Raw genomic sequence first — 25,984 nt, 5'->3', positions numbered from 1 at the left:
GAAATATCTCCTGATCAGGATTCCGCGGGTTCGATCGGCACGCGCCGCTCGCGCACGGTGAGCCATGCGCCGGCCGCGCCGCACACGGCGATCATCGCCATGCCGATGAGCGAGAAGCGGTCGGGCACATGGGAAAAGATAAGCCAGCCGCCCAGCATTGCGAAGGCGATCTGCGCATAGAGGTAGGGCGTGAGCGTGGAAGCCGGCGCGCGCTGGTAGGCCAGTATCAGCATGAAGTGCCCCACCGTGCCCATGAACCCCATGAGGCACAGCAGCGCCCACCATTCCCACGAAGGCAGGGCGGTCCATGCGAAGGGCACCACCAGCGAGGCGATCAGCGTGCCGATCCAGCCGGTGTAGAAGTGCATGGTCAGCGGGTTCTCGGTCTGCGCGAGCTTGCTGGTGAGTACCTGGAACCAGGCGTTGGTCAGCACCAGCCCCAGCGGCAGAAGAATGGCCCAGCTGAAGGTGCCGCCGCCCGGCCGCAGGATGACCAGCGTGCCGGCGAAGCCGCCCGCCACCAGCGTCCAGCGCAGGGGCGACACATGCTCCTTGAGCGTGGTGGCCGCCAGCAGCGTGATGACCAGCGGCGCGATCAGCACGATCGACGTGAACTCGGCCAGCGGCATGTAGCGCAGGCTCAAGAAGGAAAAGACGCTCGAGGACAGCAGCAATGCGCCGCGCAGTGCCTGGTAGCGCGGATGCTGCGTGCGCAGCAGCGCGGTGCCGTGCAGCGGCAGCAGCACGGCGGTGGTCGCCACGGCCTGGAAGGCATAGCGGAACCACACGCCCATGAGAATCGGCACGCCGAGGGTGGAAAACTTGGTGGCGGTGTCGAGCGTCGCGAAGCAGGCCGTGGCCAGCACGACGAGGCCGATGCCCGCGAGGATGCGTTCCGACTCGATGCTGCGTGCCGTCCTGCGCACCGCCGAGCGTGAATCGGCCAGCGCAACGGTTGCCGCGTTGTCGATGCCGGGCCCGGGGCTCTGGCTCACTGCTGGATGCGGTGGCCCAGCAGTTCCCACACGGGAGTGAGCGCGCCGGGCAACGGCGGCAGCTTGCCGAGATCGCAATGGCTCTCGTCGGGGCTGTGGAAATCGCTGCCGCGCGAGGCGGCGAAATCGAATTCGAGCGCCTTGTCGGCGTACTCGACGTACTCGGCCGGCGTGTGGCTGCCGGTGACGACCTCGATCGCCTGGCCGCCGTGCGCCTTGAATTCGAGGAAAAGCGCGTATTCCTCGTTGGCGGAGAACTTGTAGCGGCCCGGGTGCGCGATCACGGCCATGCCCTTGGCGGCGGTGATCCAGTGCACCGCGTCCTTCAGCGAGGCCCAGCGGTGTGGCACGTAGCCGGGCTTGCCTTCGGTGAGGAACTTGCGGAACACCTCGGGCGTGTCGCGGCAGTGGCCCTGCTCGACCAGGAAGCGTGCGAAGTGGGTGCGCGAGATGAGTTCGGGGTTGCCCACGAACTTGAGGGCGCCTTCGTATGCGCCATGGATGCCGACCTTGGCCAGCCCCTCGGACATTTCCTGCGCGCGCTTGCCGCGGCCGCCGCGCGTGTCGTAGAGCCCTTGGCTGATGGCCGCGTCGTCCGCATCGAAGCCCAGGCCGACGATGTGCACGGTTTCGCCCGCGAAGGTCACGGAGATCTCGGTGCCGGTGAGGTAGCGCATGCCGTTGGCACGGGCGGCCGCCGCGGCGCGGTGCTGGCCGCCGATTTCGTCGTGGTCGGTGAGGGCCCAGAGCTCGACCCCGTTCGCGGCCGCGCGCGCGGCCAGTTCTTCGGGCGTCAGAGTGCCGTCGGAGACCACGGAGTGGCAGTGAAGATCGGCATTGAGGATGGAGGACACCCCACCATTCTAGGGGCTATGGAACATCGATGCGGGCGCATGGATGCTATGCAGGACGCTACTAAATAAATAGCATTACTGGCCCGCTGCATGCGGCTCAGCGCTTCTTGCGGAAAGCTGCCCAGGCCGCCACGGCGGTGAAGCTTGCCACTATGGCGACAACGATCCAGAAGCCGTGCTTGTGGTCCGCGAGCGGAATCCCGCCCACGTTCATGCCGAACAGGCCGGCCAGGATGTTGATCGGCAGCGCCAGCACCGTGACCACCGTGAGCACGAAGAGGCTGCGGTTGTTGTCCTCGTTGACGTTGGCCGCTATTTCTTCCTGCAGCAGCTTGATGCGCTCCTGCAGCGCCTGCATGTCGCGCAGCACCACCGAAAACTCTTCCGTCGAGCCGCGCAGCTCCTGAACGTCGGGCTCGGCCATCCAGGCCGGCGGCCCCTGCAGCAGGCGGAAGAGGGCGGCCGGCTCGGGCGCCAGCAGCCGCTGCAGCCTCACCAGCAGCCGGCGCAGCACGCCGAGCCGCGCGCGCTTGTGGTCGAGCCGGCCGGCCAGCAGCTCGTCCTCGATGCGGTCGATGCGCGAGGTGACGCCGCGCACGATCTTCACCAGCACGTCGGCCTGCGCACGCAGAAGATGTTCGAGCAACTCGGTGCTCGAGCGCGGCGCGTCGCCCGCCTTCACCGCCGTGCGCAGCGCATCGACCGAGCGCAGCGGCTTGGTGCGCGCCGTGACCACGAGGCGCGGGCCCACGCTGATCCACAGCGTGGAGATGTCCGAGGGCTCGAAGCTGAATTCGAAGTGCACGTCGTTGATGACCGCGATCAGCGAGTCGTCGGCGCGTTCGATGCGCGTGGAGGGCAGGCCCTCGTGCAGCGTCTCGTAGAAGGTGTCGGAGAGGTTCGCGTGCCGCACCAGCCAGCGCTCGGCATGCGCATGGCTCAGGTTGAAATGCAGCCAGACGTAGGCCGCGTCCTCCGCCGTGCATTCGCGGTCGCGCTCCTCGGCCAGCCATGCCGCAGCCTGCGCCGAGTCGATGGCCCGCGCGGGCTCGGGCGCCGCCGCGTCGAACAGGTAGCCGGAGATCAGTCCGGCTTCGTCGCCGCCATAGGACTGGGCGGCGAGATCATGAAATGCCGACAAGATGCGTGATTCAGAAAATACGAGTGAAAAGCCAGTAGAGCGAACCCGACAGCAGCATCGCCACCGGCAGCGTGAGCACCCAGGCCAGTGCGAGGTTGCGCAGCGTCGACATCTGCAGGCCCGAGCCGCTGGCCGTCATGGTGCCCGCCACGCCGGACGAGAGCACGTGGGTGGTCGATACCGGCAGGCCGTACATGTCGGCCGCGCCGATGGTCAGCATGGCCACCACCTCGGCCGAAGCGCCTTGCGCGTAGCTCAGATGCGTCTTGCCGATCTTCTCGCCCACGGTCACGACGATGCGCTTCCAGCCGATCATCGTGCCCAGGCCCAGCGCAATGGCCACCGCGACCTTGACCCACAGCGGGATGAAGCGTGTGGCGGTGTCCAGCTCTTCGCGGAAGGTGCCGATGCGCAGCTTGGTCTCTTCGTCGAACTTGGCGGCGCCGCTTTTCTCGAGATTGCGGATGGCTTCGGAAGCCAGGTACATGTCGTTGCGCACGTTGGCCACGGAATCGGCGGGCACGCCGGCCAGCGAACCGTGCGCCTTGACCTGCTGGCCGATGCTGCCGGCCGCGGCGGCCAGGGCGGGCACGACCGAGGCGTTGAACTCCCGGGTGCGTACGTAGGTGGAGAGCGTCTCGCGAGCGGCTTCGGGCTGCAGCGCGGGCAGGGAAGTCGGCACGCTGCGGTTCAGCGCTGTCTGCGCCATCTCGGTCACCGCCACGAACTTGATGGTCTCGCTGGCGGGCATCGCGCGGTTCAGCGCGTAGGCCATCGGCACCGTGCCCACCAGGATCAGCATGATCAGGCCCATGCCCTTCTGGCCGTCGTTCGAGCCGTGTGCGAACGACACGCCGGTGCAGGTCAGAATCAGCAGGCCGCGGATCCACAACGGCGGCGGCTCGCTGCCCTTGGGCTCTTCATACAGCGCGCGGTTCTTTACGAAGGCACGCAGCGCCAGCAGCAGCAGGGCGGCGCAGCCGAAGCCGACCATCGGCGACAGCAGCAGCGAATAGCCCACCTTGGTGGCCTGGCCCCAGTCGACGCCGCTGGTGCCGTCGCGCCCGTGCATGAGCGCATTGGCCACGCCCACGCCGATGATCGAGCCGATCAGCGTGTGCGACGACGAGGCCGGCAGCCCGAGCCACCAGGTGCCCAGGTTCCAGATGATGGCCGCGATCAGCAGCGCGAACACCATCGCGAAGCCCGCGCTCGAGCCGACCTGCAGGATCAGCTCCACCGGCAGCAGCGCGATGATGCCGAAGGCCACCGCGCCGCTGGAGACCAGCACGCCCAGGAAGTTGAAGAAGCCCGACCAGACCACCGCGAAGTTGGGTGGCAGCGAGTGGGTGTAAATGACGGTTGCCACGGCGTTGGCCGTGTCGTGGAAGCCGTTGACGAACTCGAAGCCCAGCGCGATCAGCAGCGCCACGCCCAGAAGAATGTAGGGAACCCAGGTCGTGACCGGCACGCCGGAGGCGGTAACGTCGCCGATCAGGCTCCAGGCCGTGAACAGCAGGCCGGCGGCCAGCAGTCCCACAAAAGTGATCAGTGTGAGCGGACCGGGCTTGGCATCGAGTTTCGGCCGGCTGGCGGCCGAAGCGGGGCCATGCGGCGTGTCTGCATTGGGTGCAGCGAGCGTGTTCATGGGCGCTTTTTTCGTGTTGGAGTGGAATCGGATGGTGTTCGCGCGATGTGACAACGGCGTGTCAGAGGCCTGTAAAGCGTCACGCAGTCGTCACATAGGGTGGGCAGCATGCTTTTTCCGTCCCCTGACACTCCTTCTTCCCATCATGCTGACGAGCGCACTTCCCGACCACGAAGAACTGATGCAACGCATCGCCCGCGACCTGATCGACAGCTACGACGAAGAGCTGGAACTGGAGATCGAGGACCGCAACATCGATGGCCTCGACCCCACGGCCGGCACCAGCGCCGCCACCGACAAGGCAGCCCGGCAGGCCTATTTCAAGGAACTGTTCCGCCTGCAGGGCGAGCTGGTCAAGCTGCAGGACTGGGTGCAGCACAGCAAGCAGAAAGTAGTCATCCTGTTCGAAGGCCGCGACGCGGCCGGCAAGGGCGGCGTCATCAAGCGCATCACCCAGCGACTGAACCCGCGCGTGGCCCGCGTGGCCGCGCTGCCGGCGCCCAACGACCGCGAGCGCACCCAGTGGTACTTCCAGCGATATGCCGCGCACCTGCCGGCAGCCGGCGAAATGGTGCTGTTCGACCGCAGCTGGTACAACCGCGCCGGCGTCGAGCGCGTCATGGGTTTCTGCACCGACGACGAGTACGAGGAGTTCTTCCGCACCGTGCCCGAGTTCGAGAAGATGCTCGTGCGCTCGGGCATCAAGCTCATCAAGTACTGGTTCTCCATCACCGACGACGAGCAGCACATGCGCTTCCTCGGCCGCATCCATGACCCGCTCAAGCAATGGAAGCTGAGCCCCATGGACCTGGAAAGCCGCCGCCGCTGGGAGGAATACACCAAGGCGAAGGAAATCATGCTGGAGCGCACCCACATTGCCGAGGCGCCGTGGTGGGTGGTGCAGGCCGTCGACAAGAAGAAGGCGCGCCTGAACTGCATCAGCCACCTGCTCGGCCAGATGCCCTACAAGGAAGTGCCGCACCCGCCGGTCGAGCTGCCCGAGCGCGAGCGCCATGCGGACTACCTGCGCCAGCCGGTGCCCGCCAGCATGATCGTCCCGGAGATTTACTAGGGCCTGTTCACCCTATTCAAGGGGTCGCGAAGCTCGCCACAGCCCGCCCCTGAAGGCGCGCGACGCAGTGCGTGTGTGCACACGCCCAAGGAGCGCAACGCCCAGGGGCGGGCTGTGGCGGGCTTCCCTTCGGGTTGCTGCGCAAAGGGACTGTCTGCGGCGTTGCCCGCACTTGCAAGGCACCAGCCTTGCTGCGCGCGGGCGCCTTGCACCCAGCCCCTTTGCGCAGCAACGCGACCCCTTGAATAGGGTGAACAGGCCCTACCCCCAGGCTTCGCGCACTTCGTGTCGCTTCTCCTTCCCCCTTGCAGGGGGCAACACCTGCGGCCCGGCGGAGCCGGTTCCGCGGTGTTTCTGGAAGGGGCCGCTGTTGGTTCTAGAGGGCTTTGCCTTCACACTGCGCCATGGCCCGTCGTTCCACCGCTTCCGTTTTCGCCCGCGCTTACGAGCGCAACCTCAAGGCGCTGACCCGGCTCACGCTGAGCAACAGCAAGCGCGTGGCGGGGCAGGTGCAGCGCGCGACCGCCAAGCGGCTCAAGCCGCCGCCGGGCCGGGGCGACTGGCTCAGCGGCGTGGCGGTGGGGGCGGGCGGGGCGCGGGGCTATCACTTGTTCCGGCCAGCGGGGCTGCAGCTTGCGCCCGGGGAGAAGCTGCCGCTCATGGTCATGCTGCACGGCTGCGGCCAGACGGGGCGTGACTTCGCGGCCAGCACGCGCATGAACGCGCTGGCCGTGCGCCAGCGCTTCCTGGTCCTCTATCCAGAGCAAGACCGGCTGGCCCACCCCCAGGGGTGCTGGAACTGGTACGAGCGCCGTTCCGGCAAGGCCGACGCCGAGGCCGCGACGCTGATGGCCGCCGTCGACCAGGCCTGCATGCTCTACCCGGTGGACCGCGACCGCGTGGCGCTGGCCGGCCTGTCGGCCGGTGCCAGCATGGCGGCGCTGGTCGCCACGCGCTACCCGAACCGCTTTCGCGCCGTCGTCATGCATTCGGGCGTCGCGCCCGGAGCCGCCAAGTCGTCGGCCACCGCGCTCGGCGCGATGCGCGGGCAGAACGTGCCGCCCATGCCGGTGACGGCCGTGGGCAAGGCGATGGGCGCCGCCGCCGTCTTCACCACCCTGCCGCCGATGCTGGTGCTGCATGGCGACGCCGACGCCGTGGTCGCGCCCAGCAATGCCGTCAGCAGCGCGGCTGTGTGGGCCACCGCCATGGGCGCGCGCCCGGGCCTGCCGCGCGACCTGCAGCGCGGCAAGCGGCGGCTGATGCGCGTGACCGACTTCAAGCGCAAGGGCCGCACCCTCGTCACGCTGTGCGAGATCTCGGGGCTGGGCCATTCATGGAGCGGCGGTGCATCGAAACTGCTGTTCAGCGACCCGTCCGGCCCCGACGCCACGCGCATGACCTGGGCCTTCGCGACCGCGCAGTTCAAGCTTGCGGACAAGGCCTGAGCAGCCCTGCGGAAGGCGGGCGGCTGCTCAACTCTTGTTGAGCTTGGGGCGAACAGAGTGGTACACGGCATTAGCTACCAGTACCAGTCGCTGTACCCGCCTTGGCACGATCACGCATGAGCGTGAGTTGTTGGAGCAGATCTGTTCGGTCATAGCCTCGATACCAATTCACCTCCGTATCACGGCGCTTCTCGGCCGTATCGTGGTTGAAGTTGGCAGCGAATTTCGCTCTCCCATCGACAGTGAATATGAATGGAAGGCCGCCAGAATAGTGCTTCCTCGCGCCAGTTTCTGTAAGCACCGCCTTCCCATTGGGTGCGTATTGCGCGTCAATGCGAACGACCACGAAATTGGCGGCAACAAAGTCGCGGAGTGTTTTTGCCTGGACACTTTCGACGCCCGATTCTTCCTCTAGCATCTTTTGCGTATGCCGGACTTCTGGATCCTGAGGCATGCCATAGGTATAGCGAAACTCCCCGTGCCCGCCATTGATATGCGCGTCGAACACGTGACACCAAATACACCACTCGGCACCATATTCCACGAGCAAGACCTTGCCCTCACTGTTGGCCCGAGCAAGGGCTGTCGTAAAGAGGGTTGGCTGATCGCCGCACTCATCAAAGATGCGGGCCTTTCCATTGCGACATTGAGGGTCGATCGCTTTTGGAAAGCTTGTGTACGCCTTGGACAACGTCTCTGTACCTGACTGGCTGCACGCAACCTGAGACATCAGAAGAACTGCTACCCAAATCCATTGCCTGCGCATTGAATCTCTCCCCATCATGCTTTTCATTGATTCGCTTTTTCTATCAAAAGGTAGGGTGTAGTGCCCCACGCACGTGCGCTGAACGCGGTTTGGATTCTGCCCACCAGCGGCGCCAGCGCCTCGAACATCGGTCTAGCGAGCCCGAAGGTCTTGTGAACGATGCCGCATAACTCTTCATGGATTGGCGCCGCTCCATGTAGCCGGGAAGAAGGCAGCCGCGAGACCAACCGGCTTCGCCGCGTGCACAGGAGATGCTGGTGACTTATCCATTTGGGGCATTTCAATACCCATCATGGGCATGATGTACACCCGTGCCACACTTGCCTTTCGCCCAAGGAACTTCGTGAACACCGACTTGCAACAGCTGACTCAAGCCCTGCGCGAATTCGCGAGCGCCCGTAACTGGGAGGAATTCCACTCCCCCAAGAACCTCGCCTCGGCTCTTTCCGTGGAGGCCGCCGAACTGCTCGAGCACTTCCAGTGGCTCACCGAGGCCCAGAGCCGCAACCTGCCGGCGGACAAGCGCGCCGAGATCGGCACCGAGATCGCCGACGTCCTGCTCTACCTGCTGCAGCTCGCGGACAAGCTCGGCATCGACGTGATCGAGGCGGCGCGCGGCAAGATGCTGGTCAACGCCCGGAAGTACCCCGCGCCGCCGGCCTGAGTACCTCCGTGTACGCCACCCGGCGTATTTCACCTTCCTGGTGCATTCCGCAGACTCCTCTCCACGCCAGCCAAGCGCTGTCGACAGGTTCAACCAACCCCGGAGCAGGAGTCCACATGCAACGTCGTTTCACACTCAAGGCGCTCACCGCCGCCGCCCTGTTGGCCAGCATTTCTGCTGCGCCCGCATTCGCTGCCGACACCATCAAGGTCGGCGTGCTGCACTCGCTGTCGGGCACGATGGCCATTTCCGAAACCGTGCTGAAAGACACGGTGCTGATGGCCATCGACGACATCAACAAGAAGGGCGGCGTGCTGGGCAAGCAGCTCGAGCCCGTGGTGGTCGACCCCGCCTCCAACTGGCCCCTGTTCGCCGAAAAGACCAAGCAGCTGCTCGGGCAGGACAAGGTCTCGGTGATCTTCGGCTGCTGGACCTCGGTGTCGCGCAAGTCGGTGCTGCCGGTGGTCGAGGAAATGAACGGCCTGCTGTTCTACCCCGTGCAGTACGAGGGTGAAGAACTCTCGAAGAACGTGTTCTACACGGGCGCTGCGCCCAACCAGCAGGCCATTCCGGCCGTCGACTACCTCATGAGCAAGGAAGGCGGCGGCGCCAAGCGCTGGGTGCTGCTGGGCACCGACTACGTCTACCCCCGCACCACCAACAAGATCCTGCGCGCCTACCTCAAGAGCAAGGGCGTGAAGGAAAGCGACATCGACGAGAAGTACACCCCCTTCGGCCACAGCGACTACCAGACCATCGTCGCCGACATCAAGAAGTTCTCGGCCGGCGGCAAGACGGCCGTGGTGTCGACCATCAACGGCGACTCCAACGTGCCCTTCTACAAGGAACTGGGCAACGCCGGCCTGAAGGCCAAGGACGTGCCGGTGGTCGCCTTCTCGGTGGGCGAGGAAGAACTGCGCGGCGTGGACACCAAGCCGCTGGTCGGCCACCTGGCCGCCTGGAACTACTTCATGAGCCTGAAGAACCCGACCAACACGGCGTTCATCAAGGAGTGGAGCGAATACGCCAAGGCCAAGAAGATCCCCGGCCACATGGACAAGCCGCTGACCAACGACCCGATGGAAGCCACCTGGATCGGCATCCACATGTGGAAGCAGGCCGTGGAGAAGGCCAAGTCGACCGACACCGACAAGGTGATCGCCGCCATGGCCGGCCAGACCTTCACGGCACCCTCGGGCATCGTCTCGAAGATGGACGAAAAGAACCACCACCTGCACAAGAGCGTGTTCATCGGCGAGATCAAGGCCGACGGGCAGTTCAACGTGGTGTGGAAGACGCCGGGTCCTGTGAAGGCCAAGCCCTGGAGCCCGTATATCGAAGGCAACGACAAGAAGCCGGACTACCCCGCCGGCAAGTCGATGTAAGTGTGTTTCTCCCTCCCCCGCCGGGGGAGGGCAGGGGTGGGGGCTGACGGCGGTCGATTCGAGCACCGCGCTTGTTCAGGCGCCGCGTGCCCCCACCCCAACCCTCCCCCGGAAGGGGAGGGAGCCAACCCAACTTCCAGTTTCATGATGCTTCGACGAACCCTCCACAGCGCACTCGCCGCCATGCTCCTCATGGCATCGGCCGCCCACGCGCTGACCGCCGACGAAGCCCGGGCCATCGCCTCCGGCGACTCCGAAGCCCGCATCGCCGCGCTCAACAAGGCCGTGCTCACGGCCGACGACAAGACCGCCGCCTTCATCCAGGCCATGTCCGACGACGCGGTCAAGTACACCGAAGACAAGGTCTTCGTGATGAAGGACGACAAGGGCTACGACCCGGTCACCGGCGCCGAGCTGAAGGTGCCCGACACAGCGGAAGACGTCGTCAACAACAACCTCATGCGCGGCGCGCTCGACGCCGCGCAGGCCGCGCTCAAGCTCTCGAGCAAGGACGACGCGGTGCGCGCCGAGGCCGCGCAGGCGCTCTTCAAGGAGCCCGACGAATCGCGCATTCCCATGGTCGAGAAGGCGCTGGCCGCCGAGACCAACCCGAAGATCAAGGCCCAGCTCGAACTGGTGCGCGCCGCCAGCATGCTGGGCAGCGCCGACAAGGCCAAGCGCCTGGCTGCCGCCAAGGAGCTGGGCAACAACCGAAACCCCGACACCAAGCTGCTGCTCAACCAGCGCCTGGCCGACGAGACCGATGCCGACGTCAAGGCCGCCATCGTCACGTCCATTGCCAGCATCGACGGCGCGCTGGTCTGGGGCGACCGCATCAACGCCGTGTTCAGCGGCGTCAGCCTGGGCTCGGTGCTGCTGCTGGCCGCGCTGGGCCTGGCCATCACCTACGGGCTGATGGGCGTGATCAACATGGCGCACGGCGAGCTGATGATGATCGGCGCCTACGCCACCTACGTGATGCAGGGCATCTTCCAGAAGTACATGCCCGAGGCGGCCTTCGGTTGGTATCTGGTCGCCGCGATTCCCGTGTCGTTCATGGCATCGGCGCTCGTGGGCGCGGTGCTGGAGCGCGGCGTGATCCGCTTCCTCTACGGCCGTCCGCTCGAGACGCTGCTGGCCACCTGGGGCATCAGCCTGATGCTGCAGCAGCTGGTGCGCTCGCTGTTCGGCGCGCAGAACGTCGGCGTCGAGAACCCCGGATGGATGAGCGGCGGCTTCACCATGCTGAGCAACGTCACGCTGCCGTGGAACCGCATCTGCATCATCATCTTCGCGGCGCTGGTGCTGCTGGCCATGGGCTGGCTCATCGGCCGCACGCGCCTGGGCCTGTTCGTGCGCGGCGTCACGCAGAACCGGCCGATCGCCTCCTGCATGGGCGTGAACACCGCGCGCATCGACACCTACGCCTTCGCGCTCGGCTCGGGCATTGCCGGTCTCGCAGGCTGCGCCCTGAGCCAGATCGGCAACGTCGGCCCCGACCTGGGCCAGAGCTACATCGTCGACAGCTTCATGGTGGTCGTGATGGGCGGCGTCGGCCAGCTCGCGGGCACCGTGTACGCGGCGCTGGGGCTGGGCATTCTCAACAAGTTCATCGAAGGCTGGGCGGGCGCGGTGCTCGCGAAGATCGCGGTGCTCGTTTTCATCATCATCTTCATCCAGAAGAGACCACAGGGCATCTTCGCGATGAAGGGCCGGAGCGCGGAAGCATGAGCAAGGTCACGTTGCCAACCAAGGGGCCGCTGCTGAGCGGCAAGGGCTGGACGGCCTTCTTCGTCGCGCTCATCGTGGTGTGCGCCGTGGCGCCCGCTCTCAACATGTGGGTGCCGGTGGACAGCCCGCTGCACATGAGCGACTACGCGGTGGCGCTGGTCGGCAAGATCATGTGCTACGCCATCTGCGCGCTGGCCATGGACCTGATCTGGGGCTACACCGGCATCCTGTCGCTGGGCCATGGCCTGTTCTTCGCGCTGGGCGGCTACATGATGGGCATGTACCTCATGCGCCAGATCGGCCGCGACGGCAACTACAAGAGCGACCTGCCCGACTTCATGGTGTTCCTCGACTGGAAGACGCTACCCTGGCACTGGACCTTCAGCGACAGCTTCATCGCCACGCTGATATTGATCGTCGCGGTGCCGGGCCTCATCGCCTTCGTGTTCGGCTTCTTCGCCTTCCGCTCGCGCATCAAGGGCGTGTATTTCTCGATCATCACGCAGGCCATGACCTTCGCGGCCATGCTTCTGTTCTTCCGCAACGAGACGGGCTTCGGCGGCAACAACGGCTTTACCGACTTCAAGCGCATCCTGGGCATCCCGATCGCCACGCAGGAAATGCGCATGACGCTCTTCGCGCTCACCGGCGCCACGCTGCTGGGCTTCTTCCTGTTCGCGAAGTGGCTCATCGGCAGCAAGTTCGGCCGCGTGCTGCAGGCCATTCGCGATGCCGAAACGCGCGTGATGTTCTCGGGCTACAACCCGCTGCCGTACAAGCTCACGATCTGGGTCATCTCCGCCGTCATGTGCGGTGTGGCCGGCGCGCTCTACGTGCCGCAGGTCGGCATCATCAACCCGGGCGAGATGAGCGCGGCCAACTCCATCGAGATCGCCATCTGGGCGGCGGTGGGCGGGCGCGCCACGCTGATCGGGCCGATCATCGGCGCCTTCATCGTCAACGGCGCGAAGAGCTGGCTCACTGTGGCCTATCCGGAATACTGGCTGTACTTCCTGGGGGCCTTGTTCATCGCCGTCACGCTGTTCCTGCCGAACGGCATCGTGGGGCTGGTGCGCAAGTGGTTGTCGCGCGAGAAGAAGGCCGCGCCCGCTGAAGCGGTGCAGGAGGCGCGGCGCGCCGTGGCGACGGAGCAGGGCGTGGAGCCCGACGCATTGGCGTCGTTGCCGGTCGACGCGAAGGGAGCACGCGCATGACGCCCGACCTGATGGAAGCCGGCGCCGAGCGCGTCGCCCGCGCCAGCGGAATCCCCTATGCCAGCGGCAGCACCGAGTCTGGTGGCCGCGCAGCCGACTTCGGCCGCCATGTCACGCCCGGAGAGGTCGACGTCACGCACGGTCGCATCCTCTACCTGGAAGACGTGAGCGTGAGCTTCGACGGCTTCAAGGCCATCAACAAGCTGTCGCTGGACATCGCGCCCGGCGAGCTGCGCTGCATCATCGGCCCCAACGGCGCGGGCAAGACGACGATGATGGACATCATCACCGGCAAGACGAGGCCCGATTCGGGCACCGTGTTCTTCGGCAGCACCATCGACCTGCTGCGCCACCGCGAGGCCGACATCGCGCAGCTTGGCATCGGCCGCAAGTTCCAGAAGCCGACGGTGTTCGAGCACCTGACCGTGTTCGAGAACCTCGAGCTGGCGCTCAAGACCAACAAAGGCGTGCGTGCCTCGATGCTCTTCAAGCTCGATTCGGCGCAGAGCGACCGCCTGGCCGAGGTGCTCGAGACCATCCACCTGGCCGACAGCGTCTCGCGCCTGGCCGGTAACCTGAGCCACGGCCAGAAACAGTGGCTGGAAATCGGCATGTTGCTGATGCAGGACCCGAAGCTGCTGCTGCTCGACGAGCCCGTGGCCGGCATGACCGACGAGGAAACCGCGCGCACCGCCGAGCTGTTCCTCACGCTCAAAGGCAAGCATTCGCTGATGGTGGTGGAGCACGACATGAGCTTCATCCGCACCATCTCGGAAATCGTCACCGTGCTGTGCGACGGCTCCGTGCTGGCTCAAGGCACGCTCGATGAAGTGCAGGCCGACGAGCGCGTGATCGAGGTTTATCTTGGTCGCTGAAGCTCCCGTCGCCGCGGTCGGAGCGATGGCGCATCCCCTGACTTGCTCCCTCTCCCTCTGGGAGAGGGCTGGGGTGAGGGCAGACGGCATCCACGTCACGACAAGCGCCCGGTATGCGGCGCGGTGTGGGCGGGCCGACCGCGCCGTGCCGCGTACCGGGCGCCCTCCAAACGAAACCAGGAAGGAGCCCAAAAAATGCTGACAGTCAAAAACATCCACCAGTACTACGGCGGCTCCCACATCCTCAGAGACGTGAGCTTCGAAGCCAAGCTGGGCAAAGTCACCGTGCTGCTCGGCCGCAACGGCGTAGGCAAGACCACGCTGCTCAAGTCGCTCATGGGCCTCGTGCCCATCAAGAGCGGCAGCATCGAACTCGAAGGCAAGCCCATCCACAAGGCCACCCCCTACGACAGGGCCAGGGCAGGCATCGGATTCGTCCCCCAGGGCCGCGAGATCTTCGCCCGGCTCACCGTGGAAGAAAACCTGCGCATGGGCCTGGCCTACAAGAGCGGCAGCACCCCCATTCCGCCGGAACTGTACGAGCTCTTCCCCGTGCTCAAGCAGATGATCAGCCGACGAGGCGGCGACCTCTCCGGCGGTCAGCAGCAGCAGCTGGCCATCGCGCGCGCCCTGGCCCCCAAGCCCAGGCTGCTCATCCTCGACGAGCCCACCGAAGGCATCCAGCCCAGCATCATCAAGGACATCGGCCGCGTCATCCGCATGCTGGCCGACCGCGGCGACATGGCCATCGTGTTGTGCGAACAGTATTACGACTTCGCCCAGGAACTGGCCGACGACTACCTCGTGATGGAGCGTGGCGAAATCATCGCGCGCGGCCTCGGCAAGGACATGGAAGCGCAAGGCGTGCGCCAGTTGGTGGCCATCTGAGCCCCTCCACGAGGGCCGTCCAGCCCTGCAAGTACAAGGCCTTCGGCAATTGCGTATCGGCGTAATTTCAGGGTTAACCCTAAAATCGCGCTTTGCCCGCTGCCGCCGGGCACCTCCCAGGAGCCTGGCCTTGAACGCCTCCCCACCCGCGCCGGACAGCGCGGCTACCGACATTTCTTCCTTTTCCCTGCCTTCCGGCAAACCCGCCAACTTCCTGCGCGCGGTGCTCGCGCTGGGCGTCGGCGGCTTCGCCATCGGCACGGGTGAATTCGTCATCATGGGCCTGCTGCCCGAAGTCGCCAAGGACATCGGCGTGAGCATTCCCCAGGCCGGCCATGTCATCAGCGCCTATGCGCTCGGCGTGGTCATCGGCGCGCCGGTGCTCGCGGTGCTTGCCGCCGGCTGGCGCCGCCGCGCCCTACTGATCGCGCTCATGGCCGTGTTCGCGGCCGGCAACTTCGCCAGCGCCGCCGCGCCCAACTACCTGCTGCTGAACCTGCTGCGCTTTGCAGCCGGGCTGCCGCACGGCACCTACTTCGGCGTGGCCGCGCTGGTGGCCGCCACGCTCGCACCGCCGGGTCGCCGCGCGCGGGCCGTGGGGCTCGTCATGCTGGGGCTCACCGGCGCCACGCTGGTCGGCGTGCCCATCGCGGCGTGGCTGGGCCAGATCTTCGGCTGGCGCGCGGCCTTCGTCTTCGTCGGCGTCATCGCGCTGGTGGCCATCGCGCTGCTTCGCCGCGACATCCCCGACATGGCCCCTGCCGCAGGCGCCAGCCCATGGCGCGAACTCGGCGCGCTCAAGCGCAAGCAGGTGTGGTTCACGCTGGGCATCGGCGCCATCGGCTTCGGCGGCATGTTCGCGGTGTTCAGCTACATCAAGCCCACGCTGATCGAGGTGGCCGGCATGCCGCTGGGCGGCGTGCCCTTCGTGCTGGCGTTGTTCGGCCTGGGCATGGTCATGGGCAACCTCGTGGGCTCGCGGCTGGCCGACAAGTCGCTCATGCGCACCATCGGCGGCCTGCTGGTCTACGCGGCGCTGGTGCTCGCGATGTTCACCTTCGCGGCCCACAACATGGTGACCGCGTCGATCAACGTGTTCCTCATCGGCACCACCGTGGCCATCGGCCCGGCGCTGCAGATCCGCCTGATGGACGTGGCCGGCGACGCGCAGACGCTGGCGGCCGCGCTCAACCACTCGGCCTTCAACATGGCCAATGCGCTCGGCGCATGGCTCGGCGGCGTGGCCATCGCGGCCGGCCTGGGCTGGACCTCGACCGGCTGGGTCGGCGCGCTGCTCGCGCTGGCGGGCATGGGCGTGTTCGGCTGGGCGATTGCAAGCGCCCGCGCCGATGCGCGGCAGCAGGCGACGGCCATCGCCTGCTGAGTTGCTTGTTGCTGCCGCTGCGGTCCGCTACCTGGCGGGCGGCGGTGGAGACGCGGTGCGCTCGCGCAGCAGCCCCGCAAAGTTCCGCAGCTCGGCCGCATTGAGGTCCGACACCGCCCAGGCCTGCATGCCGCCCTGGGTCCAATGCACCAGCTGGTAGCCCTGGCGCGTCGACAGCACCGGCGCAGCCTGCACGCTGGCGTCCGAAGCGGCCGGCCAGACGAACAGGTTGATGACATGCGGCCCCGAGCGGTAGACCAGCGCCGCCACCGTGCGGCCATCCAGGTAGTCGAGCCGCCCGCCCGTCAGCGGAAAACCCTCCGCGGCCAGGTCGACCACCGGCGGCGAAAAGTCCAGCTTGCCGGCGAACCACGGCTTCACCGTGTGCTGGTCGGACGACGCCACGTCGGCCAGGTGCGAGGCCATCAGCGAGCGCACATGGTTCGCGGTGACGCCTTCGGCAAGCGCATCCACGGGCGGCACCGGCGTTGCCAGCAGCACCAGCGCCAGGCCCCAGGCCGTCGCCGCGCCGGTTCCGAACCATGCCAGCCCCTGCCACACGCCGCGCCTCCGAGGCACCGGGGCAGGCGCGGGCACGACCACTGCCTCGGCACGCACCGCGCGCCCGATGCGCTCCGCCAGCCCTTCGGGCGGCGAGTGCCGCGCGGCATGGCGCCGTATCAGTGTTCCCAGTTCTTCGTCAGACATTGACATGCTGTGCCCTTCCTCCCGTTTCGCCGGGACGTTCGTCGCGCAGGCTCTCGCGCAGCATCGCCCGCGCGCGCGACAGCCGCGACATGACGGTGCCCAGCGGCACGCCCGCGATGCGCGCGATGTCCTCGTAGCGCATCTCTTCCAGCTCCCGCAGCACGATCACTTCGCGGTACACCGGCGGCAGCGCGTCGATGGCGGCATTGACGCGCTCGCCCTGCACCCGCCGCTCCCATTGCCGCGCCGGATCGCCCGCCTCGGGCGAGGAGGGCGCCGAGGCCGCCTCGCTGTCGCGCAGCTCGTCGAACTCCACCTGGTCGGCCAATTGCCGGTTCTGCCGCATCCAGTCGTAGCAGGCGTTGCGCACGATGCCCAGCAGCCACGGCCGCGCGCTCTCGCCGCGCAAGCCGTCGAAGAACCGGAACGCGCGCAGGTACGCCTCCTGCACCGCGTCGTCGGCCAGCTGGTCGTCGCGCAGCAGCCAGCGCGCGAGATTCCATGCCGCATCGAGATGCGGCAGCGCGGCGGCTTCGAACTGGCGTGTGCGGTCGGTCGACAGGCTCAAGGGCTCCTTCTTCCTGCATGACGTGGCAGCCCGGCGCTTTATTCCAGCTTTTTTTGCGTCAGGGCTGGAATAAGCGGGGCATGCCATGCGTCATGCCCCTTGCGGATTCTCTGCCCGTTTTCATTTCTTGCCGCTTCTTGCCCAGGAGGTTCTCACCATGATCGTCATACCGCGCTTCGCACGCATCCTCGTCGTCCTTGCGGCTCTGGCAGCCTCGGCCGGCCCCGCGCTCGCCGCCGGTCCCAAGGCCTATGTCGGCAATTTCAAGGACAGCACGGTCAGCGTGATCGACACCGCCTCCGAGCGCGTGGTGGCCACGCTGCCCGTGGCGGCGGGGCCCGACGGCATCGTTCTCACGCCCGACGGGCGCAGCGTGTTCGTGAGCGGCTCCAGCGCCTCGGCCGTGAGCGAGATCGACGCCACGAGCGACCGGGTCACGCGCGCCATCGACGTCGGCAAGGGCCCGCAAGGCCTGGCCATGACCGCCGACGGCAAGTGGCTGCTGGTGGCTGTGAATGGCGACGACCGCGTGGCCTTCGTCGACACCTCGGCGCATGGCGTGAGCGCCACCGTGCCGGTGCCCAAGCCGCACACCATCGCCATCCGCCCCGACGGCCGCCAAGCCTACGTGGCCTCGCAGGAGCCGGGGCACTTCGCGGTGGTGGTCATCGACATGGCGACGCGCGCCGTGGTCACGCAGATCCCGCTGGACAAGCCGCCGCGCGACCTGGAGTTCGACCCCGACGGCAAGGCGCTCTACCTCACGCTGGCCGGCGTGCCCGCGGTGCAGGTGCTCGACGCGACCACCAACCAGTGGGGCGCGCCGGTGCCCACGGGCGTGTCGCCGCACATCGCGCAGCATTTCGCGGGCATGGCCAGCGGCGTGGTGGTGGTGCCGGGGCCGGGCGAGGTCATGCTGTTCGACCCGGCCGCGCGCACCTCGGTGCGCAGCATCGGCGTGGGCAAGCAGCCGCACTGGCTCGACCTGTCGGCCGACGGCAGGAAGCTGTGGGTGAGCAACGAGGGCTCCAACGACGTGAGCGTGGTCGACCTGGCCGGCGGCGCGATGCATACGGTGGCGGTCGGCAACGCGCCGCGCAAGATCGCCGTGCAGCGCGTCGCTGCCACCACCGGCGCCGAACACGTGGGCGGCTCCAGCCACGTGACCATCCGCAACTTCGCCTTCGAGCCCGCGCAGATCACCGTCAAGGCCGGCCAGCGCGTGAACTGGCAGAACGACGACGGCGCGCCGCACGGCCTGGTCTTCAAGGACGGAGGCGCCGGCATCGATCTGTTGCTGCCCGGCAAGAGCTTCGCGCGCACCTTCGACAAGCCAGGCACTTACGACTACGTCTGCTCGGTCCACCCCTACATGACGGCACGCGTGACGGTTATTGCGCCTTGATCTGCGCGTGGGCGACGCGGTGCCTATGATGCTCGCGCGGGCCGCGCATGTGCACGGCCCTTTCGCATCACAGGAGCCAACCCCCATGAGCATTCCTACCACGCGACTCGGCCGCACGGGCCTGACCGTGTCCCGCCTCGCCCTCGGCACCATGACCTTCGGCCTGCAGACCGACGAGACCGTGTCGCACCAGATCCTCGACAAGGCGGCCGAAGGCGGCATCAACTTTCTCGACACCGCCGACGTGTATCCGCTCGGCGGCACTGTCGAGACCACCGGCCGCACCGAAGAAATCATCGGTCGCTGGCTGCAGAAGCAGGGCCCCGTGGGCCGCCGCCGTTTCGTCGTCGCGACCAAGGCGGTCGGCAAGGTCGGCCCCAACAGCTGGGACCAGGGCGCGTCGCGCAAGCACCTGCTGGACGCCATCGACGCCTCGCTCAAGCGGCTGCAGACCGATCACGTCGACCTGTACCAGCTGCACAGCGACGACCGCGAGACGCCGCTGGAAGAAAGCCTGGAGGCGCTCGACGTCATCGTGAAGTCGGGCCGCGCGCGCTACGTGGGCGTGTCTAACTTCCTGGCCTACCGCCTGGCCCGCGCGCTGGGCAAGGCCGAGCTGCACAAGCTCACGCGCTATGTGTCGGTGCAGCCGCGCTACAGCCTGCTGTTCCGCGAGATCGAACGCGAGCTGCTGCCGCTGGCGGGCGAAGAAGGCCTGGGCGTGATCCCCTACAACCCGCTGGCCGGCGGCCTGCTCACCGGCAAGTACAAGGCCGGCGCCAAGCCCGAGGACAACACCCGCTTCACGCTCGGCACCGCGGGCAACATGTACCAGGACCGCTACTGGAACGAGCGCAGCTTCAACACCGTGACGCAATTGCACAAGCTGGCGGACGAAGCCGGCGTGCCGCTGGCCACGCTGGCGGTGGCATGGGTGATGGCGAATCCGCTGATCACCGCGCCGCTGCTCGGTGCGAGCCGGCCCGACCAGCTCGATGCGACGCTGGCGGCCGCCGAATACAAGCTCGACCCGGCGCTGAAGCAGAAGCTCGACGAACTGACCGCCGAATATCGCAAAGGCGACGCGCCGCGCTGAGTTCGTCGCATTGCTCCTTCCCCTTCTGGGGGAAAGCCGGGATGGGGTCAGGCAGAGCGCTCGAGGCGGGCGCCGCCGTGCCCCCACCCCAACCCTCCCCCAGCGGGGGAGGGAGCCAAACGGAAACTGTCAGAACTGTCAGTTAGTCGACAGCGAGGGGTTTGAAGGGGGCTTCTAGAGTGCCTCCATCATGGTCCTCCCCGACGCCCCCCCTCTATCGCGCGCGGCCCTCGCGCTGGCCGTCCTGCTGCTCGCGGGCTGCGCCGTCGGCCCCGACTATGTTCGCCCGCAGATGGAGGTGCCGGCCGCCTTCAAGGAAACCGGCGGCCCCTGGAAAACCGCCGCCCCCCAGACCATCGACGCCGACCACCCCTGGTGGGACGCCTACGGCGACAGCACCCTCGGCGATCTGATGGCGAAGGCCAATGCGGCCAACCAGAACATCCGCGTCGCCGAGGCCCAGTACCGCCAGGCGCAGGCCATCACCGCCGCCGCGCGCGCCAACTTCTTCCCGACCGTCGGCGTGAATGCCGGCGCCGTGCGCGGGCAGAGCAACAGCACCGGCACCGTCAAGCTGGGCACCACCGACACCCTGGGCCTCAGCGCGAGCTGGGAGCCCGACCTGTGGGGCGCGGTGCGCCGCTCCGTGGAAGCGGGCACCGCCAGCGAGCAGGCCAGTGCCGACGACCTGGCCGGCGCGCGCCTGAGCATCCAGACCACGCTCGCGCAGGACTACCTGCAGATCCGCGTCATCGACCTCGAGCGCGACCTGTACGCCAGCACCACCACCGCCTATGCCAAGGCGCTCGAACTCACGCAGCACCAGTACGCCGCCGGCACTGTGCTGCGCTCCGACGTGGCACTGGCCGAAAGCCAGCTCAAGACCGCGCAGGCGCAGGCGGTCGACCTCGACGCGCAGCGCGCGCAGCTCGAGCACGCCATCGCCGTGCTGACCGGGCAGGCACCGGCCTCGTTCTCGCTGCCGCCGCTGGAGTCGTCCGGCCAGCCGCAGACGCCCGAGTCGCTGTCGTTGGCCTCGGCGCTGCATGTGCAACTGCCGGTCTCGCCCGCCGGCCTGCCTTCGGAACTGCTCGAACGCCGGCCCGACATCGCCGGCGCCGAGCGCCGCGTGCAGGCCGCCAACGCCAACATCGGCGTGGCCAAGGCTGCCTACTACCCGCAGATCATGCTGAGCGCCAGCGGCGGCTTCAGCGCGGCCAGCCTAGCCACGCTGTTCAACACGCCCAGCCGCGTGTGGTCGCTGGGTGCGGCGCTCGCGCAGACCGTGTTCGACGGCGGCCTGCGCAAGGCCCACACCGACCAGGCCGTGGCCGCCTACGACGCCTCGGTCGCGCAATACAAGCAGACCGTGCTCGGCGGCTTCCAGCAGGTGGAAGACAACCTGGCCACGCTGCGCGTGCTCGACGGCGAATCGACGCTGCAGGCCGACGCCGTGCGTGCCTCCCAGCTTGCGGAGCGGCTGGCCCTGGCCCAGTACCGCGCCGGCACCGCCACCTACCTGAGCGTGGTGACGGCGCAGACGCTGTCGCTCACCAACCAGCGCACCGCCGCGCAAGTGCTGGGCCGGCAGCTCGCCGCCAGCGTCTCGCTGATCTCTGCCACGGGTGGCGGCTGGAATGCCGCCGACGCGGTGGCCAGCGCCGACAAGACTTCCAGGAATTGATGCCATGACGACGACAACAACGACCACCGCCACCACCGGGCACCCCTTGTTCCAGCGCCGATCGACCTGGCTCGCCGCCGCCACGCTCGTGGTGCTGCTGGGCGGCGGGGCCTGGGCGCTCACCCAGCAGTCCGCCCATGCCGCCAAGCCCGAGGCCGCCCAGGCGCCGCCGCCGGTGCAGGTGACCACGGTGCGCGTCAAGCAGCAGGAAGTGCAGACCTACCGCAGCGGCATCGGCACCGTCGCGTCGATGGCCACCGTCACCGTCAAGGCCCGCATCGACGGGCAGCTCGACAAGGTCGGCTTCGTGGAAGGGCAGGACGTGAAGGCCGGGCAGATGCTCGCGCAGCTCGACCCGCGCACGCTGCAGGCGCAGCTCGCGCAGGCGCAGGCCACCAGGGCGAAAGACCAGGCCACGCTCGTCAATGCCCGCGCCGACCTCAAGCGCTACACCACGCTGATCGCGCAGGACGCGGCCACGCAGCAGCAGCTCGACACGCAGAAGGCGCTGGTCAACCAGCTCGAGGCCACCGTGCAGAACGACGCCGCGCAGGTGCAGTACGCCGAGGTGCAGCTGAGCTTCACGCGCATCTCCTCGCCCATGGACGGCCGTGTCGGTGCCCGGCTGGTGGACCCCGGCAACATCGTGCACGCGGCCGACACCAACGGGCTGGTGGTCATCAACCAGATCGACCCCATCGCGGTGCAGTTCACGCTGCCCGAAGACGCGGTGCAGGACATCAACCGGCTGCAGCAGAAAAGCAGCCAGCCGCTCTCGGTGGTGGCCTACGACCGCAGCGGCGCGCAGATGCTGGGCACCGGCAAGCTGATCTTGCTGAACAACCAGATCGACACCACCAGCGGCACCGTGCAGCTCAAGGGCAGTTTCGCCAATCCGCAGCATGCGCTGTGGCCCGGCCAGTACGTCAACGTGCGGCTGCAGCTCGAGCGCCGGCCCGATTCGCTCACCGTGCCCGCCGCCGCCGTGCAGCGCGGGCAGGACAACACCTATGTCTGGGTGGTCGATGACGAGAACAAGGTCAGCAACGTGCCGGTGCACGTGGTGCAGATTGCCGACGGAACGGCCGTGATCGACAAGGGCCTGAGCGTGAATCAGCGCGTGGTGGTGGACGGGCAATACAAGCTCAAGCCCGGCTCCACCGTCATCGAGCCGCCGCCCGCGCAGAAGGCTGGCGCGGGCACTGATGCCAAGAAGCCCGCCAGCGGGAGCAGCAATTGAGCATTTCCGCCACCTTCATCAAGCGCCCCATCGGCACCACGCTGCTGGCGCTGGCCATTCTGCTGGTCGGTGCGGCGGTGTTCCCCTTGCTGCCGGTGGCGCCGCTGCCGCAGGTCGACTTTCCGACCATCCAGGTCTCGGCCAGCCTGCCGGGCGCCAGTCCGGAGACCATGGCCTCCAACGTGGCGCAGCCGCTGGAGCGCAACTTCTCGCTGATCGCCGGTTTGTCGCAGATGACTTCGACCAGCGGCCTGGGCAACACCCAGATCACGCTGCAGTTCGACCTCGACCGCAGCATCGACGCCGCCGCGCTCGACGTGCAGGCGGCCATCAACGCTTCCACCGGCCAGTTGCCGGCCAACCTGCCGAGCCCGCCCACCTTCCGCAAGGTGAACCCGGCCGACGCGCCCATCCTCATTCTGTCGGTGCAATCGAAGACGCTGCCGCTGACCGAGGTGAACGACTACGCCGACAACATCCTCGCGCAGCAGATCTCGCAGATATCGGGCGTGGGCCTGGTCAACATCGGCGGCGTGCAGAAGCCCGCCGTGCGCGTCCAGGTCGACCCCGCCAAGCTGGCAGCGCTGGGCCTGAGCCTGGAAGACGTGCGCACCGTGCTGGCATCGGCCACCGTCAACGCGCCCAAGGGCACCATCGACGGGCCGAACCAGAGCTTCACCGTCTACACGAATGACCAGCTGCTCAAGGCCCAGCCCTGGAACGACGTGGTACTGGCCTACCGCAACGGCGCGCCGATCCGCGTGCGCGACCTGGGCGTGGCGGTCGACGGCCCCGAGAATTCCAAGATTGCCGGCTGGGCCTACGCCGGTGCCGCCGCGCCTGCCGGCAGCAACGTGCAGAACGGCCGCTCCATCGTGCTCGCCATTACCAAGCAGCCGGGCGCCAACGTCATCGAAACCGTGGACCGCATCAACGCGGCGCTGCCGCGGCTGAAGGCGTCGATTCCGCCGACCGTCGATGTCAACGCCATCATCGACCGCACGCAGACCATCCGCGCATCGGTGAAGGACGTGGAGTTCACGCTGCTGCTGACCATCGCGCTGGTGGTGGCCGTGATCTTCGTGTTCCTGCGCAACGTGCCGGCCACGCTCATTCCCAGCGTGACGGTGCCGCTCGCGCTGCTGGGCACGGTGGGGGTGATGTACCTGCTGGGCTACAGCCTGGACAACCTCTCGCTCATGGCGCTGACCATCGCGGTCGGCTTCGTGGTGGACGACGCCATCGTGATGCTGGAGAACATCTACCGCTACGTCGAAGAGGGCATGACGGCGATGGAGGCCGCCTACAAGGGCGCGGGAGAAATCGGCTTCACCATCATCTCTATATCGGTGTCGCTGGTGGCGGTGTTCATTCCGCTGCTGCTCATGGGCGGCATCGTGGGGCGCCTCTTCCGCGAGTTCGCGGTGACAGTCACGCTGACCATCGTGGTGAGCGTGATCATCTCGCTCACGCTGACGCCCATGCTGTGCTCGCGCTTTCTCAAGAACGAACACGGCAACAAGCACGGGCGGCTGTACCAGCTGTTCGAGCGCGGTTTCGACGCCATGCTCAACGGCTACAAGCGCGGGCTTCATGTGGTGCTGGACCACCAGTTCATCACGCTGATGGTGTTCATTGCCACGGTGGCCGCCACGGGCGTGCTGTTCGCGGTCATTCCCAAGGGCTTCTTCCCGCAGCAGGACACCGGCTTCATCTCGGGCTTTGCCGAGTCGGCGCAGGACGCTTCCTTCGCGTCGATGAACGCCCGCATGATCCAGCTGGCCGACGTGGTGCGCAAGGACCCCGACGTGACCGGCTTCGGCATGAACGGCAGCTCTTCCACCTACAACACCGGCAACTTCTACATCAGCCTGAAGCCCAAGGACGAGGGCCGCACGGCCACCGCCGACGAGATCATCACGCGGCTGCGCCCGCAACTGGCCAAGGTGCAGGGCGTGAACCTGTTCCTGCAGGCCGGGCAGGACATTCGCGTGGGCGGCCGTGCCTCGCGCACGCAGTACCAGTACACGGTAACCGACGCCGACCTGGACGAACTCAACACCTGGGCGCCCAAGCTGCTGGCACGCTTCAAGCAACTGCCCGAGCTCACCGACCTGGCCACCGACCAGCAGAACGCCGCAGCGTCGGCCGTGCTGACCATCGATCGCGACCGCGCATCGAGCTTCGGCATCTCGCCGGCCACCATCGACGCCACGCTCTACGACGCCATCGGCCAGCGCCAGGTGGCGCAGTACTTCACGCAGCTCAACAGCTACCACGTGGTGCTGGAGGTGACGCCCGGCGTGCAGCAAGACCCGGCGCTCTTCAGCAAGCTCTACCTGAGCTCGCCGATCACCGGCCAGCAGGTGCCGCTGTCGACCTTCGTGAAGGTGGACACCAGCAAGACGGCATACCTGTCGATCAGCCACCAGGGCCAGTTCCCGGCGGTGACCATTTCGTTCAACCTCGCGCCGGGCGTCGCGCTGGGCGACGCGGTGAACGCCATCAACAAGGCGCAGGCCGAGATGGGCCTGCCGCAGTCGCTGACCGGCTCGTTCCAGGGCACGGCGCAGGCCTTCCAGGATTCGCTGGCCACGCAGCCCTACCTGATTGCCGCCGCGCTGGTGGCGGTGTACATCGTGCTGGGCCTGCTGTACGAGAGCTACATCCACCCGCTGACGATTCTCTCGACGCTGCCCTCGGCCGGCGTGGGAGCCCTGCTGATATTGATGGCGGGCGGCTACGACCTGAGCGTGATCGCGCTGATCGGCATCATCCTGCTGATCGGCATCGTGAAGAAGAACGGCATCATGATGATCGACTTCGCGCTCAAGGCCGAGCGCGAGCAGGGCATGTCGCCGCACGACGCCATCTACCAGGCCTGCCTGCTGCGCTTCCGCCCCATCATGATGACGACCATGTGCGCGCTGCTCTCGGGCCTGCCGCTGATGCTGGGCCACGGCTCCGGCTCCGAACTGCGCCGGCCGCTGGGCTACGCGATGGTCGGCGGGCTGATACTCTCGCAGGCACTCACTCTGTTCACGACCCCGGTGGTCTACCTGTACCTCGACCGCGCCCACTACTGGTATCTGAGCCGCAAGGAAGCGCGCAAGGCCCGCAAGGCCGCGAAGGAAGGAAAGGCCCCGGTGCCGGCCGAGGCGCATTGACGAGCGCCGGTTGACACCATGGACAGGGACGGAGACAGCGAAGAAAACGCC

The 25,984-nt window shown here is 67.2% G+C and carries 21 protein-coding genes; 14 read left to right on the top strand and 7 right to left on the bottom strand.

What is annotated here, in order from left to right; genetic code table 11:
- Positions 1–14: 14 nt before the first annotated feature.
- From L3V85_RS26025 to L3V85_RS26010, 4 genes are all read right to left on the bottom strand, one after another.
- On the bottom strand, positions 15–995 hold the full coding sequence (locus L3V85_RS26025) for a DMT family transporter (protein ID WP_237675561.1): 981 nt from the start codon (positions 993–995) through the stop codon (positions 15–17).
- Positions 992–1,849 (bottom strand): 3',5'-nucleoside bisphosphate phosphatase, encoded by an 858-nt coding sequence (locus L3V85_RS26020; RefSeq protein ID WP_237675560.1) that lies wholly within the window; start codon positions 1,847–1,849, stop codon positions 992–994. The genes L3V85_RS26025 and L3V85_RS26020 overlap by 4 nt, the downstream gene beginning before the upstream one ends.
- Before the next feature lie 97 nt (positions 1,850–1,946).
- A complete protein-coding gene (locus L3V85_RS26015) occupies positions 1,947–2,990 on the bottom strand; it encodes a transporter (protein ID WP_237675559.1) in 1,044 nt (347 codons plus the stop codon).
- A 10-nt stretch (positions 2,991–3,000) separates the two neighbouring features.
- The gene (locus tag L3V85_RS26010; protein ID WP_237675558.1) at positions 3,001–4,638 is read right to left on the bottom strand and encodes an inorganic phosphate transporter; all 1,638 of its coding nucleotides are present in this window, start codon (positions 4,636–4,638) and stop codon (positions 3,001–3,003) included.
- Positions 4,639–4,783: 145 nt separating this feature from the next.
- Here L3V85_RS26010 and ppk2 point away from each other — a divergent pair, with 145 nt between their 5' ends.
- Complete coding sequence (ppk2, locus tag L3V85_RS26005; protein WP_237675557.1) at positions 4,784–5,710, top strand: polyphosphate kinase 2; 927 nt, start codon at positions 4,784–4,786, stop codon at positions 5,708–5,710.
- Between the two features lie 404 nt (positions 5,711–6,114).
- Entirely contained in the window at positions 6,115–7,158 is a 1,044-nt protein-coding gene (locus tag L3V85_RS26000; protein ID WP_237675556.1) for an extracellular catalytic domain type 1 short-chain-length polyhydroxyalkanoate depolymerase, read from the top strand.
- Between the two features lie 70 nt (positions 7,159–7,228).
- Here L3V85_RS26000 and L3V85_RS25995 read toward each other — a convergent pair whose 3' ends face one another.
- Positions 7,229–7,951, bottom strand: coding sequence for a hypothetical protein (locus L3V85_RS25995; protein ID WP_237675555.1), 723 nt, complete (start codon positions 7,949–7,951; stop codon positions 7,229–7,231).
- Between the two features lie 316 nt (positions 7,952–8,267).
- On the opposite strand from L3V85_RS25995, the gene L3V85_RS25990 reads away from it, so the two are divergent.
- The 7 genes from L3V85_RS25990 (at position 8,268) to L3V85_RS25960 (ending at position 16,065) form a co-directional block, all read left to right on the top strand.
- Positions 8,268–8,588, top strand: coding sequence for a nucleotide pyrophosphohydrolase (locus L3V85_RS25990; RefSeq protein WP_237675554.1), 321 nt, complete (start codon positions 8,268–8,270; stop codon positions 8,586–8,588).
- A gap of 116 nt (positions 8,589–8,704) precedes the next feature.
- On the top strand, positions 8,705–9,973 hold the full coding sequence (gene urtA, locus L3V85_RS25985; RefSeq protein ID WP_237675553.1) for an urea ABC transporter substrate-binding protein: 1,269 nt from the start codon (positions 8,705–8,707) through the stop codon (positions 9,971–9,973).
- Positions 9,974–10,156: 183 nt separating this feature from the next.
- On the top strand, positions 10,157–11,704 hold the full coding sequence (gene urtB, locus L3V85_RS25980) for an urea ABC transporter permease subunit UrtB (RefSeq protein WP_237675552.1): 1,548 nt from the start codon (positions 10,157–10,159) through the stop codon (positions 11,702–11,704).
- Positions 11,701–12,918: an urea ABC transporter permease subunit UrtC gene (gene urtC / locus L3V85_RS25975; protein WP_237675551.1), complete on the top strand. Its 1,218-nt coding sequence runs from the start codon at positions 11,701–11,703 to the stop codon at positions 12,916–12,918. Before urtB ends, urtC begins: the two co-directional genes overlap by 4 nt.
- Positions 12,915–13,793, top strand: a complete 879-nt coding sequence (gene urtD, locus L3V85_RS25970) for an urea ABC transporter ATP-binding protein UrtD (RefSeq protein ID WP_237675550.1) — start codon at positions 12,915–12,917, stop codon at positions 13,791–13,793. The genes urtC and urtD overlap by 4 nt, the downstream gene beginning before the upstream one ends.
- Positions 13,794–13,988: 195 nt before the next feature.
- Positions 13,989–14,681: an urea ABC transporter ATP-binding subunit UrtE gene (gene urtE, locus L3V85_RS25965; RefSeq protein WP_237675549.1), complete on the top strand. Its 693-nt coding sequence runs from the start codon at positions 13,989–13,991 to the stop codon at positions 14,679–14,681.
- Between the two features lie 130 nt (positions 14,682–14,811).
- On the top strand, positions 14,812–16,065 hold the full coding sequence (locus L3V85_RS25960) for an MFS transporter (RefSeq protein WP_237675548.1): 1,254 nt from the start codon (positions 14,812–14,814) through the stop codon (positions 16,063–16,065).
- 27 nt (positions 16,066–16,092) lie between these two features.
- On the opposite strand, the gene L3V85_RS25955 is transcribed toward L3V85_RS25960, so the two are convergent.
- Entirely contained in the window at positions 16,093–16,779 is a 687-nt protein-coding gene (locus L3V85_RS25955; RefSeq protein WP_237675547.1) for an anti-sigma factor family protein, read from the bottom strand.
- Complete coding sequence (locus tag L3V85_RS25950; protein ID WP_237675546.1) at positions 16,766–17,341, bottom strand: sigma-70 family RNA polymerase sigma factor; 576 nt, start codon at positions 17,339–17,341, stop codon at positions 16,766–16,768. The genes L3V85_RS25955 and L3V85_RS25950 overlap by 14 nt, the downstream gene beginning before the upstream one ends.
- A gap of 157 nt (positions 17,342–17,498) precedes the next feature.
- On the opposite strand from L3V85_RS25950, the gene L3V85_RS25945 reads away from it, so the two are divergent.
- From L3V85_RS25945 to L3V85_RS25925, 5 genes are all read left to right on the top strand, one after another.
- Positions 17,499–18,746 carry a plastocyanin/azurin family copper-binding protein gene (locus L3V85_RS25945; RefSeq protein WP_237675545.1) on the top strand — a complete coding sequence of 416 codons (1,248 nt, stop codon included), beginning with the start codon at positions 17,499–17,501 and terminating at the stop codon, positions 18,744–18,746.
- An 85-nt stretch (positions 18,747–18,831) separates the two neighbouring features.
- Positions 18,832–19,842: an aldo/keto reductase gene (locus L3V85_RS25940; RefSeq protein ID WP_237675544.1), complete on the top strand. Its 1,011-nt coding sequence runs from the start codon at positions 18,832–18,834 to the stop codon at positions 19,840–19,842.
- A gap of 190 nt (positions 19,843–20,032) precedes the next feature.
- Positions 20,033–21,526 carry an efflux transporter outer membrane subunit gene (locus tag L3V85_RS25935; RefSeq protein ID WP_237675543.1) on the top strand — a complete coding sequence of 498 codons (1,494 nt, stop codon included), beginning with the start codon at positions 20,033–20,035 and terminating at the stop codon, positions 21,524–21,526.
- A 4-nt stretch (positions 21,527–21,530) separates the two neighbouring features.
- Positions 21,531–22,766 carry an efflux RND transporter periplasmic adaptor subunit gene (locus L3V85_RS25930; RefSeq protein ID WP_237675542.1) on the top strand — a complete coding sequence of 412 codons (1,236 nt, stop codon included), beginning with the start codon at positions 21,531–21,533 and terminating at the stop codon, positions 22,764–22,766.
- Positions 22,763–25,933 (top strand): efflux RND transporter permease subunit, encoded by a 3,171-nt coding sequence (locus L3V85_RS25925; RefSeq protein WP_237675541.1) that lies wholly within the window; start codon positions 22,763–22,765, stop codon positions 25,931–25,933. Before L3V85_RS25930 ends, L3V85_RS25925 begins: the two co-directional genes overlap by 4 nt.
- The last annotated feature ends 51 nt before the right edge of the window (positions 25,934–25,984 follow it).

The organism is Variovorax paradoxus (assembly GCF_022009635.1).
Lineage (GTDB): Bacteria > Pseudomonadota > Gammaproteobacteria > Burkholderiales > Burkholderiaceae_C > Variovorax.
This window is presented reverse-complemented; position numbering and strand designations above follow the sequence as displayed.